Annotated in this window: 12 protein-coding genes; all 12 read left to right on the top strand. The window is 41.2% G+C overall.

Annotated elements, in window-relative coordinates; genetic code table 11:
* Nucleotides 1-130 precede the first annotated feature (130 nt).
* The 12 genes from ACFSX3_RS21790 (at nt 131) to ACFSX3_RS21735 (ending at nt 13410) form a co-directional block, all read left to right on the top strand.
* Nucleotides 131-874: a LytR/AlgR family response regulator transcription factor gene (locus ACFSX3_RS21790; protein ID WP_209993229.1), complete on the top strand. Its 744-nt coding sequence runs from the start codon at nt 131-133 to the stop codon at nt 872-874.
* Nucleotides 868-2190, top strand: coding sequence for a sensor histidine kinase (locus ACFSX3_RS21785; RefSeq protein WP_379313253.1), 1323 nt, complete (start codon nt 868-870; stop codon nt 2188-2190). The genes ACFSX3_RS21790 and ACFSX3_RS21785 overlap by 7 nt, the downstream gene beginning before the upstream one ends.
* Nucleotides 2191-2413: 223 nt before the next feature.
* On the top strand, nt 2414-3988 hold the full coding sequence (locus tag ACFSX3_RS21780; RefSeq protein WP_209993227.1) for a radical SAM protein: 1575 nt from the start codon (nt 2414-2416) through the stop codon (nt 3986-3988).
* A gap of 57 nt (nt 3989-4045) precedes the next feature.
* Nucleotides 4046-4258 carry an Apre_1838 family putative sactipeptide bacteriocin gene (locus ACFSX3_RS21775; RefSeq protein ID WP_209993226.1) on the top strand — a complete coding sequence of 71 codons (213 nt, stop codon included), beginning with the start codon at nt 4046-4048 and terminating at the stop codon, nt 4256-4258.
* A gap of 71 nt (nt 4259-4329) precedes the next feature.
* Entirely contained in the window at nt 4330-6162 is a 1833-nt protein-coding gene (locus tag ACFSX3_RS21770; protein WP_379313250.1) for an ABC transporter ATP-binding protein, read from the top strand.
* A complete protein-coding gene (locus ACFSX3_RS21765) occupies nt 6137-7393 on the top strand; it encodes an insulinase family protein (RefSeq protein WP_209993224.1) in 1257 nt (418 codons plus the stop codon). The genes ACFSX3_RS21770 and ACFSX3_RS21765 overlap by 26 nt, the downstream gene beginning before the upstream one ends.
* Before the next feature lie 93 nt (nt 7394-7486).
* Nucleotides 7487-8182 (top strand): VanR-ABDEGLN family response regulator transcription factor, encoded by a 696-nt coding sequence (vanR, locus tag ACFSX3_RS21760; RefSeq protein WP_209993223.1) that lies wholly within the window; start codon nt 7487-7489, stop codon nt 8180-8182.
* Complete coding sequence (locus ACFSX3_RS21755) at nt 8115-9317, top strand: sensor histidine kinase (RefSeq protein ID WP_209993222.1); 1203 nt, start codon at nt 8115-8117, stop codon at nt 9315-9317. The genes vanR and ACFSX3_RS21755 overlap by 68 nt, the downstream gene beginning before the upstream one ends.
* Complete coding sequence (locus ACFSX3_RS21750; RefSeq protein WP_209993221.1) at nt 9310-9855, top strand: VanZ family protein; 546 nt, start codon at nt 9310-9312, stop codon at nt 9853-9855. Before ACFSX3_RS21755 ends, ACFSX3_RS21750 begins: the two co-directional genes overlap by 8 nt.
* 164 nt (nt 9856-10019) lie before the next feature.
* Complete coding sequence (locus ACFSX3_RS21745; protein ID WP_209993220.1) at nt 10020-10913, top strand: ABC transporter ATP-binding protein; 894 nt, start codon at nt 10020-10022, stop codon at nt 10911-10913.
* A complete protein-coding gene (locus tag ACFSX3_RS21740) occupies nt 10910-12166 on the top strand; it encodes an ABC transporter permease subunit (RefSeq protein WP_209993219.1) in 1257 nt (418 codons plus the stop codon). The genes ACFSX3_RS21745 and ACFSX3_RS21740 overlap by 4 nt, the downstream gene beginning before the upstream one ends.
* Nucleotides 12167-12399: 233 nt before the next feature.
* Nucleotides 12400-13410: a ketoacyl-ACP synthase III gene (locus ACFSX3_RS21735; RefSeq protein ID WP_209993218.1), complete on the top strand. Its 1011-nt coding sequence runs from the start codon at nt 12400-12402 to the stop codon at nt 13408-13410.
* Nucleotides 13411-13543: the final 133 nt, after the last annotated feature.

Here is a 13543-nt window from a genome sequence, read left to right as displayed (position 1 = left end):
TAATATGAAATATGGAAAAAGATTACACAATTATGGTATTGTAAATACAAAACTATCCTATTTATGCTGTAAACATACAATTTTTGGTGCGCAAAAGAGGATTACCGAAAAGGATTTTAGGAGGGGTAATATGTTAAATGTGGCATTGTGTGATGATGATAGTCATTTTTTAGATGAACTTCTTCCAGTGGTAAAGACGACATTTCAAGCATTAAAGATCCAAGTCTCTATCTATTCCTTTACTAGAGCAGATACACTAATTAAAAGATTTGAAGAGTACAATCCATATTTTGACCTAATATTCATGGATATAGATATGCCCTTCATTGATGGGAAAGAAGCGGCAAGAAGGCTTCGTATATTGGACAGCCACTTTAAATTGGTGTTTATAACTGCCTTTGAGCAGGAGGTATTAAATACGTTACAGTTCAATATAAGCGATTTCTTGCCCAAACTATTATTGAAAGAAAGAATGCCAGGTGTAATTGAACGAGTGGCCAAATCCATTATGCAAGAACGCCCTCAGATTCAAATATTCAAAGTTAATCTTAGCGGGGACAGGAGCATGATTATAAAAGTGCCTCTGGATGACATCATATATCTCGAATGCATCAACAGAAAGTCCTATTTGCATACCCGAACAAAAACATATGAAGTGCATTGTTGCAAATTTATGAATGTTATGGAGCAATATAATTCGCTCGGATTTGTTGAGATCTATCGGGCGTGTATAGTGAATCTAAAATACATATTTTCAATAGATGATCTGGAGATTCGGTTGGATAACGGTACTACACTGCCATTAAGCAGAAGAAAGAGACAAAATGTTCTTGGAAAGTTTATTGAGAGTATTGGCGAGGTTACGCGATGTTAGGATTAGACAGGGATTTTTCCTTTATATTCATGGAGACTGTTCTTCAATATGGGATAATAAATCATCTTCTGAAATGGAAAAAGGAAAATGTTAAAAGAATTTGGCTTCTTCCCTTCGTTATGATTGTTGACTCGCTTTTCATACAGTTTTGTCAGGTAGAGTCCCCTTTAATTAGAACATTGATATTGATAGGATTATTGCTGGTGATTGTTCAAACATTGTATCAGGATAACATTCTAGTTAAGATATTTGTTGTTTTACTGACGGAATATATACTGATTATTAGCGATATAATGGCAAGCAATATGCTATTTCTTGTATCCCGGATGAACATAGGGAACAAGATTTTCCAAGTATTTAGTTTAAGGTTACCTTTTTCAATATTCTCCATTATCTTTATGCTTTTGCTGGCAGGTATGTACATAAGATTATTCAATAAGATTAACTTTAACATACCTACAAAGTATTGGATTAGAGTTAATTTGATCCTAGGTATTTTTATTTTTATTGCAAACTATTTCATGATTATAAATAGAATATTTCAGAATGCGAGTCTTCAACTATCATGGTTTTTGATTAGAATATCTATATATTTCTTCGTGATGTCTTTTTTGATCACCTATCTTTTTAAGGAAATCTGCTTATTTTATCACAAAGAGCAGCAAAGAGATGATCTTGAGCTGCAAAATAAAGCTTTGGAATATCAACTTATATCTCAAGAAATTTCATGCTTGGACCTAAAGAAAATTAGACATGATATCGAGAATAATCTTGTGAATATAGCTTTTTTATTAAAAGAGAATTGCATTGAGGAATCTGTAGAATATATACAAGCGATCTCAGCTACCTTAGAAGCCACTAAACCCGTAATAAATTGCGGCAGTAAATATATAGATTCTATTTTGAACTATGAGATAGCCATATGCAAAAAACAGAATATAGATGTCCGATTCGAAATTGAGACTATCCCGGAGTTAAGCATTCCACCTACAGATCTATCCTCCATTATTTCTAATCTTCTTAACAATTCTATTGAGGCAAATTTGAAGGTGCTTGAGAGGGAACGGTATGTTCAGATGAAGATGTTCTGTTATAAGAACTATTTAACAATTGTTGTTGAGAATCCATACAATCACAAGCTGACTCCCGCAGGCGGCTTGCTGAGAACGAGTAAAAAGAACCCACGGAATCATGGTTATGGGTTGAAATCCGTAACAACTTCGGTTAACAATTGCGGTGGAATATTTAAGTACTCTTATGAGAGCAACGTATTTACATCTACAATAATTATTCCTATCGCTCCTATTCCTGCTTGAAAGCTGCCACACAGTAAGAAAAAGGTACCGCTTGGTTAAAAAATATATACATTTATGGTGTAAAATGATAATTTTTGATTGAGTCATTCGAGAAGACAATGGTAATATTATTCAGCCAGCAATTATCATAACAAAATGATGTAATGTCATAAGTTTGTTTGTGAATAAAGTTACAAACCTAGCAGCCCTGAATCAGAATTCACTGAAGATGGAGGAGAGCCGTATGATTAACGAAACGCTGAACTCTAAACTGATGAAGTTCAAACCATTTTTCCAAGATTTAAAAAAGGACAACCACTTCTATCGTTTAGGAAAGCCCTTTGAGACGTCGCAGAAAAAATACTTTTACGATACGGGAACAGGAAAGATATTTCAAATTAATGAAAATGTTTATGTGGTGTTATCCTGTCTCTTTGACTGTGACGATTTTGATTCACTTTTAGAACTGGATATGGAGGAGGATACCCTCGAATCAGCTCTTCAAGAAATCAAAGAATGCATAGATGAGGAACATATTTTATTAGCGCCACCGGTAACCTGCTTCTCCGGACCACATGTCAGCGCTCTGGAGAATTACTTGCAGTACAATATGAATCAACTCACCTTAGAGGTGACGGAACGATGTAATCTAAGGTGCAAATATTGTATTTATCAAGATTCCCATAATGATTTTCATGGATATAATAACCGGGATATGACGTTTGAAACTGCTAAAAAAGCTATTGACTATACTTATCCAAGAGTAGAAGAAGAATTCTTCCTCGCATTTTATGGCGGGGAGCCACTCCTTAACTTTAAATTGATTAAGCAATGTGTCGAATATGCCGAGAAGCTTGTCGTTGATAAGAAGCTGGGATTCTCAATGACTACGAATGCCGTCTTGGTTACTAAAGAAATTGCCGAGTATTTGGTTGAACATAACTTTGTTGTTCTCGTAAGTCTGGACGGACCAGAGGAAATTCATGATGAGAATCGGGTCTTTCAGGATGGAAGCGGAAGCTTCAAACATGTCATGCGTGGTATCAAGCATCTTGTTGAGGCAAAGGAAAAGAACCACTCCAAGGATGAAAGTGGAGATACCTTATACTTCAGCCTGGTTGCAAGTGGTCCAAATTTGGTTGAGAAATACAATAAAATACAAGACTTTTTCGACAATACAGAATGGCTTCCTAAGCCTGTGACAGTAAATGCCTCTTATGTATCTTATGGTCGCACTGCAGAAGAATATTTGGAACCCACCAGTCTTGAAGATAAGTCTTACAGGGAAGATAAATCTATTGATCCGCTGTTTTCCTGGAGCGTTGAGAACCAAAGAGATGCCAATACTGACAAGAAATTATTTTCTAACGGGCAGATGCGGAAGTTTCTTCATATGATTCACAGACGGGATATCAGGCCGCTTCCAATGGAGAATTATTATTTTAATGGCTGCTGTGTTCCAGGCTCTAGAAGGCTTCATGTCAATGTGGATGGTAATTTTCTGCCATGTGAACGAGTAGGCAGTGTTCCGTTTTTGGGAAATGTGGACAGCGGATTTAATATGAAAGCCATTCAAAATCATTACGTCAATAATTTCATGGAGAAATCCGTTGAATATTGCAATAACTGCTGGGCAGTTCATCTTTGTACAAGCTGTTATATTGACTGCTTTGACGAAGAAAAAGTGGATTTATCTTACCGCCATAGCGGATGCAGATATATCAGATATCTTCTTGACCAAAGTCTTAGTTTATACCATGAAATCCTTGAGCATGATCCAGAATCCCTTATGGAGCTTAACGAAATTATTGCTAAATGATGGTAGAAATATACACATGTATATTTTTATAAATGTCACAGGAAAGGAGGGATAAACATGAAATTGATTAATCCTGTTGGACGGGATATGAGTTCGGGTCTGGAAGCACACTTTGAACCTTTGGCTTGTATGTGTGGTTCCGGCGGCGGACAGTTTACAGGTGCTCGCGGTAATAGTGACAGTTGTTTCCATTGTGGATGCGATTGTACGAGCTCTAGCTATGGTTCCGGTAATGATAGAAATGCAACTACTACCATTCACAGAAGCTAAGGCAATCTAAAATTAACGGGAAGAAGTTCTGTAGAAGGGCTTCTTCTTGTTAATTTTGAGTAGGTGAACAGATGAAATCAGTATTTACTTCGTTACGGATGAATATGAGAATTACCGGCAGATCGTTGTGTTTTGTCTGGAACGCGTCGAGACGAACAATGACAGCCATATTATTCATAACTTTTCTTCTAGGAATGATAGTGCCTGTAAATACAATTATATGGAGTCGTTTTCTGAATACATTGGCTAATATAAACAGTGATGATCGATTATCCGGCGTTATATTATGGCTTGCTTTAAATTGCGGGATATGGGTTGTAAACGGCATACTCCAGAAAATAAATAAATATTATAAAGATATGCAGAGTGATTATGTGAATCTGTACATTACGAATATGATTCTTGAAAAAATAAACGGCCTGGAAATTATACATTTCGATGACCCTAATGTGTATGACCAAATTAATAAGGTGAATAGTGAAGCATTAAGCCGATCCATCAGCATTCTAAATAATCTGGTATCCATCCTTCAGAATAGCGTTATTCTTGTAGGGGTAATCGGAATCATTCTATTATATAAGCCAACGATCATTGTGTTGCTGATACTGACGTTTGTACCCTTGCTGATTATAAATATTAAGATTTCATCCAAATTGCATACCATTTATGACAGCAGACTGGAGAACCTGCGTTTGGTTACGGCTATCAAGTCGTTGATGATAAGATATGAGAATTTAAAAGAACTCAAAATTACCCAGATGGGAAAAGAACTGATCCAGCGGGTTTCAAATACATATAAAAAATACTTGTCTGAAGATAGAGTAATCCGAAAAAGGAATACAACGATTCAGACTTTTGGAGATTCGATCGAATTAATTACTAAATTCTGCTTCACACTCTATATCATTATGGATTGTATAAAAAGGAAATTCAGTGTTGGAACTATTGTTATGTATATTAATTCCATCGATAATCTTATGCAGGCTATTGGAAATATGATTGTGACATTTGGTAATACCTACAATGATAATTTATATATGCGGACCTTATTTGATTTTTTAGATAGAGAGACTATTCCTTCTGTACATGGAAGTGAGGTGTCACTCACAGATTTTCGGAATATCAGATTACATCAAGTCTGTTTTGGTTACCCGAAAATGGATACATACGTGCTGGAAGATATTAATCTTGAAATAGAAGCCGGTAAATCTTATCTGATTGTTGGGCTCAACGGCTCTGGAAAAACAACGCTTATCAAGGTGCTCAGTGGATTATATGAACCTAGCCGCGGCAAAATATTGGTGGATGGTGTGGATATCCGAGCCTTCAGCAAAAATTCCTATAGGGGAAATTTCGCAGTGGTATTTCAAGATTTCATTCATTATCCAATGAGTGTGGAGGACAACATTAAGTTTGGTAAATACGAGCATAAAGAACATACTGCAAGAATGTATAGGGCGGCTGAGCAGTCAGGAGCGGCGAAATTTATTCATAAGCTTCCTGATGCTTATCAGACTCAGTTGCAAAATGAATGGTCGGATGGAACAGAAATTTCGGTTGGACAATGGCAAAAGCTTGCAATTACAAGGGCGTTCTTCGCAGATGCACCAATAACTATTATGGATGAACCTACTGCATCCCTTGACCCTGTTGCTGAGAATGAATTCTATATGGGCATTGAAGAGCTAATCAGAAGCAGAACCTGCATTATGATCTCACACAGATTTACTACAGCCAAGCTTGTGGATCAAATTATCGTAATTGATAATCATCGAATCAGGGAATGTGGTTCCTTTGAAGAGCTTATGTGCAGCAATGGCAAATTCAAAGAATTATTCACACTTCAGGCAGAGAAATATAACTTAGGGGACGTTGTAAATGAAGCAAAGCTGTCTACACACTGATAAATATTTGGATTTTAATTATATGCACTATAACAAGAATGACAGGGTCAATGATGCTATGATTACGCTGGCTGTAAAAGTGGGCTCTGTGAATGATGGGGATCGCAAAGGCATTGCACATTTTTTAGAGCATATGCTAATTCTCTCTCTGGCCAATGCTTCTCAAATTGCTCCTGATCAATTCAGGATTAAGGGAACGACAGATTTTGATAAAACACTCTATGAGATCACTTGTTCAGACAAGGCGGAAGATATTGGCCAGGCAATTAAGCTGCTACTGGAAATACACTCCGGTCGTCTGCTAAAGAAGAGGGATATGGAGGAAGCCCGTAGAGATATAGATGAGGAATTTGACCACTTCAACGATGATAGCCAGAGTAGCTTGTTCCGAATACTAATTGATAACTCTGAATTTCTTAATTCAATACCTATAGGATTCAGGGATGGTCTGAAGGACATTTCTTTTCAGGAATTACAAGCGTTTCATCAAAGGAATTATCGTAAGACAAATGCTCATATTCTAATTGTCAGCCGGAGTGATGAGGAGATAATCCGTCAATATTTCCGCTACAGTGTTGAAACCATCTCAACCATTGGGCAATGCCAGCTAGTCACCGGTGAGGAAGAAGACTATGTTTTCACTGCTACAACGAATAAATATCTGTTGAAAACAGAGGATGCTACCAGGTGTAGCCTTTTTGTGCACGATGCACCTGCGGTCAGTACAGGAAGGTCTCAGGATAGAGTCATTAAGGACGTTGCACTTGTAGTCCTGGACTATTGCTTGCGTGAAATCTTGTCTACTGATGATATTTATATTTCTAAGCTGCGTTATAGCGAATTCTACAAATATCTATGTATTAGTATACACATTCCGGCCGGCAAAACTTGCTGTTTATACGAGAATCCGAATCCATTATCCCAATGTATCTCTCGTGAAATTAAAAGCTTGATGCAAAATATTGGCTTACTGCAGGAAATCATGAAAACCTATATAAATCAAATCATAAAAAGCCCACTGACACAAGAATTAGCGATGAAAGAGTTATTATCATATGCCTTGTATGGTGAACCTGTGTATGCACAGCAAGAGTACTGTTCAATTCTAAATAAAGTCACATACGAACAAGTTTTGGAGCAGCTATCAGTCTGGTTCGACAAGGGGGAAGAACTATCTATTGTAGTGGATAAGAATTGGCGGGATAGAGGGGTTCTCAAGAATTTAGGATAATCTTAAGGATTTCATAAGAAAAAACCACAAAATCTTCTGGGATTTTCTGATACAATAGCTGTATTTCATGCAGCGAAGGTGGCCGATGCCCAAATGATTGAAAATATTCTGGTGGTAGATGATGAGCAAACCATTACCGATCTCATCGAAATCTACTTAAAAAATGAAAATTATAATGTTACTAAATTGTATAGTGGGCAAGATGCCCTAGCGTATATTGAGCACGAAAAGGTTGATCTGGCCATTTTGGATATTATGCTTCCGGATATGAACGGGTTTACTGTATGCCAGCGTATCCGGGAGAATCACCATTTTCCTGTCATTATGCTTACGGCCAAAGATGAGGAGACAGATAAAATTACCGGCCTTACGCTGGGCGCGGATGACTATATGACGAAGCCGTTTCGTCCGCTTGAAATGGTTGCACGAGTAAAGGCGCAATTACGCAGATACAAAAAATATCAGCCCATGTCCAAGCCGGACGAAGGCATTATCTCGTACTCAGGGCTAGTTATGAATGTGAATACACATGAGTGTTGGCTGAACGAAGCAACGTTGTCCCTTACACCCACGGAATTTTCGATCTTGCGGATGCTGTGCGAGAATAAAGGCAAAGTGGTCAGCTCTGAACAATTGTTTCATTCCATCTGGGGCAATGAATATTACAATAAAAACAACAACACCATCACTGTACATATCAGACATCTGCGGGAGAAAATGAATGATTCCGTGGAGCATCCGAAATGGATTCGGACGATATGGGGGGTGGGATATAAAATTGAAAAGTAAAAACCAAATGACTGCGAATTATGCAAAACTGAGAATGAAAGTATTTCTACGGATGCTTGTGCTGATTCTCTTGGCTCTTGTGGCAGTGGACGGACTGTATTTATTGGTACGGGGAAGTCTAGGGGAGGGTGGCGTACGGTTGCTGCAATACGTCACTGGCTATGAATATGAACACGCGCTGTCCATTTATGAAAGTGTTTTTCGGGAACATTGGGAAATCATTATGCTGGTTGCCATATCGGCGTTTTTTCTACTGTTTTTCTATTTTTCACTATCATGGTTTACTAAATACTTTAATGAAGTCAATACAGGAATTGATGCCTTAATTCAGGAAGATGCCGAGATCAGGCTGTCGCCGGAGATGTCTTCCATGGAGCAGAAGCTGACATTTGTTAAGCAGACCCTTCATAACCGTGCGCTGGAGGTGCAGAGGGGAGAGCAAAACAAACGAGATCTGGTGATGTATCTGGCTCACGATATCAAAACCCCATTGACTTCAGTCCTTGGATATTTAAGCTTACTGAATGAAGCTCCAGAAATGCCGGATGAGCAGCAACAGCATTATCTGAGAATAGCTTTGGATAAAACGTATCATTTGGAGCGCTTAATCAACGATTTTTTTGAAGTGGAACGTTATAACCAGCAAACGATCCAGCTGAAGAAGCAGATGGTCGATATCTCTTATATGCTGATCCAAATGCCGGATGAATTTTACCCCTCGCTCTCCCCTGCCGGTAAAAGGATGGTCGTTGATGTGGAAGAAACTATAACGGTCTATGGGGATTCCGAGAAGTTGGCACGGGCGTTCAACAATATTCTTAAGAATGCCATTGCGTATAGCGACGATAATAGCACAATAGAGGTATCAGGGAAGGTTCATAAGGGAATGGCGCTGATTACCTTTGCGAATACAGGGGCAATAATCCCGCTGGATAAGCAGGATAAAATATTCGAGAAATTCTACCGCCTGAATGATGCACGTTCAACGAACACCGGAGGCTCCGGGCTTGGACTCGCCATTGCCAAGGAAATTGTAACCCGTCATGCGGGACAGATTGAAATGCAGAGTGAAGACAGGAGAACGGTGTTTTGTGTAAAACTCCCGCTTATTTCACAAGGAGGTCAAGATGGCTGACTTAATGGGTTATTTTATCATAGGAGGTATTCTGATCGTCGCGGTCATGGTACTCTATCTGCCGTTTTTTTTCTTGCTGAGAGGGCGAGTGAGTACAGGCCGGCAACTATGTCTTATATTTTTTACCGGGTCCTGTCTTATTATGTTATATGCAACTATCTTTTCAGCCTGGGGGGCAGACGCCTTTCACCCTAAGGAACATCATTTGAATGTCATTCCCTTTATCGCGTTAGGAGATTCGGAAGGAATGTCAGAGGACAAAATGATTGTGCAAGCCGTTGCCAACATTATTATGTTTATACCCTATGGTTTTTTTCTGCCTATGGTCTTTACACGGCTGCGCTCGTTCAGCCGAACGGCATTTGCGGTGTTTGCTACTAGCTTCTCTATTGAATTTATTCAATACTTTCTTGGAGCAACTGCAGACATCGATGATATCATTCTGAATTTTGTGGGAGGGATACTCGGCTACACTTTGTATGCAACGGTCTTCCGTTACCTTCTGCACCATAGACGCACACTCAGAGATCGGCAGTAATCATCCTCAATGTCAGCAAAACTTAATGATTTCTTAGGATTCTCTACATCAAATGACGATGTAATCTTAAAGTTCAGTCTGCTTGCCTACGGTAAAATAAATACCGGGTAAGCAGATTTTTGTATGTAATGGTACTTATATACGATTTCCAGGGAGGTAGGATTATGGAATTGGTGCTGGATAAGCTGACCAAACAATTTGGCCGCAAAACGGCAGTCGATGAAATGACGATTAGAATGAAACCCGGAGTGTACGGCATGCTGGGAGCGAACGGAGCCGGAAAAACAACCTTGATGCGGATGATCTGCGGGGTATTGAATCCTACACGGGGCACTGTGTTTTTGGATGGAAAGGATGTAGAGAATCTGGGTGAGGATTACCGCAATCTTCTGGGCTATCTTCCGCAGGATTTTGGGTATTATCCGGAGTTCACCGCTGAGAATTTTATGCTCTATGTTGCTGCGCTTAAGGGGATCGCCCCGCAGAATGCCAAGATTCGCAGTAAAGAACTGTTGGAGCTGGTTGGACTTACTGAGGTCTCAGCTAAAAAAATCCGCACTTATTCAGGGGGGATGAAGCAAAGATTAGGAATTGCTCAAGCTGTACTTAATGACCCGCGTATCCTGGTACTGGACGAACCCACAGCCGGACTTGACCCGAAGGAACGGGTGCATTTCCGCAATTTAATTGCTGATTTCTCCAAAGACAAGATCGTTATCTTGTCGACGCATATTGTATCTGATATCGAGTATATTTCCGACACCGTTCTAATGATTAAGGACGGCAAGCTGATTATCAATCGTCCGGCTGAGCACATTGCGCATGAAATGGACGGCAAGGTATGGAGATGCGTAGTGCGGAAGCAAGAGACCGAAGCAATCAGCCGTTCATTCTGTGTGGCCAATCTGCATCATGGAGATGACGATACGGTTATCCTTCGTGTGCTTAACGATGAGTCTCCATTACAGGGAGCTGTGAATGAGACACCTACGCTTGAAGATTTGTACTTGTATCACTTCCAAAGTGACATTGCGGAATACAGGGGGTCGAATAGATGAACAGCCTATTTAAATACGAGTTTATGAAAATCGCCAAAAAGAGAATGAATATCGTCGTGGTTCTGGTCAGTTTGTGCTTAACCCTATTCCTGTTTATTTTACCTGTAAAAAGTTACATTTCTTTGGAGAAGGACGGCAGTCAGCTCAATGGTCTTGCTGCCATCCAGCTTGAGAAGGAATACAGCCAAGAGCTTGCTGGTACACTCACTGAGGAGCGGGTGACAAAGGATATTGCAGCTTATCAAGCCTTATTCTCCAATCCGGAGCAAGTAATTAAAGATGGCAATCAGGTTCTTTTGAAAGATGATATGTATGCCCGTTATGTGTTGCCGTATTTCTCTTATTATAAATTAATTGACGATGCTTTTTTGGAGCCGCAGGTTACAGATAATGGTCTTACGGTGCTGCGCGATATGAAACTTGGGGATACTGCGGATTTTTACCAGGCGCGTGCGGACAAAGTGAAGAATTATATGGATATTGATTTCTCAGACTGGAAATATTCCGCACAAGAGAAGGCATTCTGGCATGCTAAGAACAGCCAAGTGGAGACACCATATGTATATGGATACCATGCCGGCTGGAAAAGCTTATTCCAGTGCTTCGAGCTACTGATTGTTTCTATTATAGCCATCTGCATTTGTATTGCTCCTGTATTTGCAGGAGAATATCAAACAGGGGCGGACAGTGTCATCCTATCCACACGGTATGGCAAATCCAAATTAATTAAGGCGAAGATAGGGGCGGCATTCTTATTTGCTTTGCTAATCTTTACGGTTAATCTGTTGCTTGCTGCCGGAATTCAGCTTGCAGCATTTGGAACAGGAGGCTGGAACTTGCCGCTGCAAATTTTGAATGTTACCATTCCCTATGCATTTTCCTTGCTGGAAGCTGCTTTGATATGTCTTGCGGTTCTATATTCCGTATTGATAGGGATGGTTTCAATTACCCTATGGCTGTCCGCCAAATTGAAAACTGCATTTGTGGTGCTGGTAATCGATGTGTTAATTATTTTGCTCCCCGTCTTTTTGGGACTTAGCGGTTCAAACGGCGTACTGAATCATATTCTGATGTTATTTCCTTATATGGCGGTTCAGCCTGCATTCCCCGCCGAGTATACTTCTTATTTTTCTTATCCGTTTCCCGGCCTGACGGTGGACATTATCACGATGAGGATTGTACTTTATGTAGTGATATGTGTAGTGAGTCTTCCTTTTATCGGTCGTGCATTTAAGCGTCATCAGGTCCAGTAGTCAGCAGGGATTCCCCGGAATTCCTGCTCTGGATGTTGGCGGCCATGCTGTGCATGGCACAGCTCAGGTTCTTCTGAGAGCCCCGGCCGATATCCAGTACAACAGGGTTCTCCCGGCCCGGGAACGCTTGCTCCCGCAGAACACGAGAGTTGCCAAATAGTTAGGAGCAAGCTATAATTAGTACCAAGTACTAATATCAGATACTAATAAAATCATAAGCTGAGGTGGATCTAATGACAGGTGCAAGAATAACAGCGATCGGATCTTACGTGCCGGCCCGCAGACTTACGAATCAGGACCTGGAGCAGATGGTGGATACCAATGATGAGTGGATTGTGCAGCGGACGGGTATCCGGGAGCGCAGGATCAGCCGCGCGGATGAATATACCAGTGATCTGTGTGCAGCTGCCGTCCGGGATATGATGAAGCGTTATGGCAAAAGTGTGCAGGATGTCGATATGGTGCTTGTGGCGACCAGCACGCCAGACTTCTCTTTTCCATCTGTGGCCTCGATTGTACAAAATACCCTGGGCATTCCGCTGACGGCGGGAGCGATAGATCTGAGCACCGCCTGTGCCGGATTCGTATATGCTTTGCATACGGCTCATGCGCTGGTGTCCTCGGGACTGCATCATAAGGTACTGGTCATCGGTGCCGATACGCTGTCCAAAATAACGGATTATACGGACCGCAGTACCTGTATTCTGTTTGGGGATGGAGCAGGGGCTGTACTGGTGGAGAGCGGCGGGGCGCAGGACGACTTCATGGGGTTCAATCTCGGCAGTGACGGAAGCGGAGCGCAGCATGTCTATCGCACAGGGCTGGCGGAGAAGGTGAACGGAGTGGAGCTCTCCGGGACAGGGCTGCTGGTGCAAAATGGCCGGGAAGTATTCAAGTGGGCGGTCCGTACGGTTCCGCAGGGAGTACAGCAGGTGCTGAAGAACGCCGGAGCAGAGCTTGCGGAAGTAGACTGGTTCATCCCGCACAGCGCCAATCTGCGGATGATTGAACCCATCTGTGAACGGCTGAACTATCCTCTGGAGCAGGCATTGTACAGTCTTGAAGCCTTCGGTAATACCTCGGCAGCCAGTATTCCGCTTGCGCTGGATCTGGGCATCCGCGAAGGGAAGGTGCGCAGCGGCCAGCAGGTGTTGCTGTACGGTTTCGGTGCGGGTCTTACCCATGCGGGCCAACTGGTCAGACTGTCGCTGGACCCTCAGGTAGCCGAGCCTGCTCCGCTGTAATGCGGACAGGATAGGGAAGCAAGTACAGGCCAATGTGGGGGCCAAGCCGAAAAATGGTCCCCAAAACCAGAAAAACGGTGCCTTGAAGCAGCCCGTTAAATGAGCGATTATAGTATCGAAAGCGTTATCGGCT

This window comes from Paenibacillus rhizoplanae, from assembly GCF_042684125.1.
Lineage (GTDB): Bacteria > Bacillota > Bacilli > Paenibacillales > Paenibacillaceae > Paenibacillus_AQ > Paenibacillus_AQ rhizoplanae.
This window is presented reverse-complemented; position numbering and strand designations above follow the sequence as displayed.

Bases quoted from the DNA above. Each gene is read 5' to 3' on its own strand.
- ACFSX3_RS21775 (WP_209993226.1), top strand. From the start codon at position 4,046: ATGAAATTGATTAATCCTGTTGGACGGGATATGAGTTCGGGTCTGGAA.
- ACFSX3_RS21785 (WP_379313253.1), top strand. From the start codon at position 868: ATGTTAGGATTAGACAGGGATTTTTCCTTTATATTCATGGAGACTGTT.
- ACFSX3_RS21735 (WP_209993218.1), top strand. From the start codon at position 12,400: ATGACAGGTGCAAGAATAACAGCGATCGGATCTTACGTGCCGGCCCGC.
- ACFSX3_RS21780 (WP_209993227.1), top strand. From the start codon at position 2,414: ATGATTAACGAAACGCTGAACTCTAAACTGATGAAGTTCAAACCATTT.
- ACFSX3_RS21745 (WP_209993220.1), top strand. From the start codon at position 10,020: ATGGAATTGGTGCTGGATAAGCTGACCAAACAATTTGGCCGCAAAACG.
- ACFSX3_RS21770 (WP_379313250.1), top strand. From the start codon at position 4,330: ATGAAATCAGTATTTACTTCGTTACGGATGAATATGAGAATTACCGGC.
- ACFSX3_RS21740 (WP_209993219.1), top strand. From the start codon at position 10,910: ATGAACAGCCTATTTAAATACGAGTTTATGAAAATCGCCAAAAAGAGA.
- ACFSX3_RS21790 (WP_209993229.1), top strand. From the start codon at position 131: ATGTTAAATGTGGCATTGTGTGATGATGATAGTCATTTTTTAGATGAA.
- ACFSX3_RS21750 (WP_209993221.1), top strand. From the start codon at position 9,310: ATGGCTGACTTAATGGGTTATTTTATCATAGGAGGTATTCTGATCGTC.
- vanR (WP_209993223.1), top strand. From the start codon at position 7,487: ATGATTGAAAATATTCTGGTGGTAGATGATGAGCAAACCATTACCGAT.
- ACFSX3_RS21755 (WP_209993222.1), top strand. From the start codon at position 8,115: ATGATTCCGTGGAGCATCCGAAATGGATTCGGACGATATGGGGGGTGG.
- ACFSX3_RS21765 (WP_209993224.1), top strand. From the start codon at position 6,137: ATGAAGCAAAGCTGTCTACACACTGATAAATATTTGGATTTTAATTAT.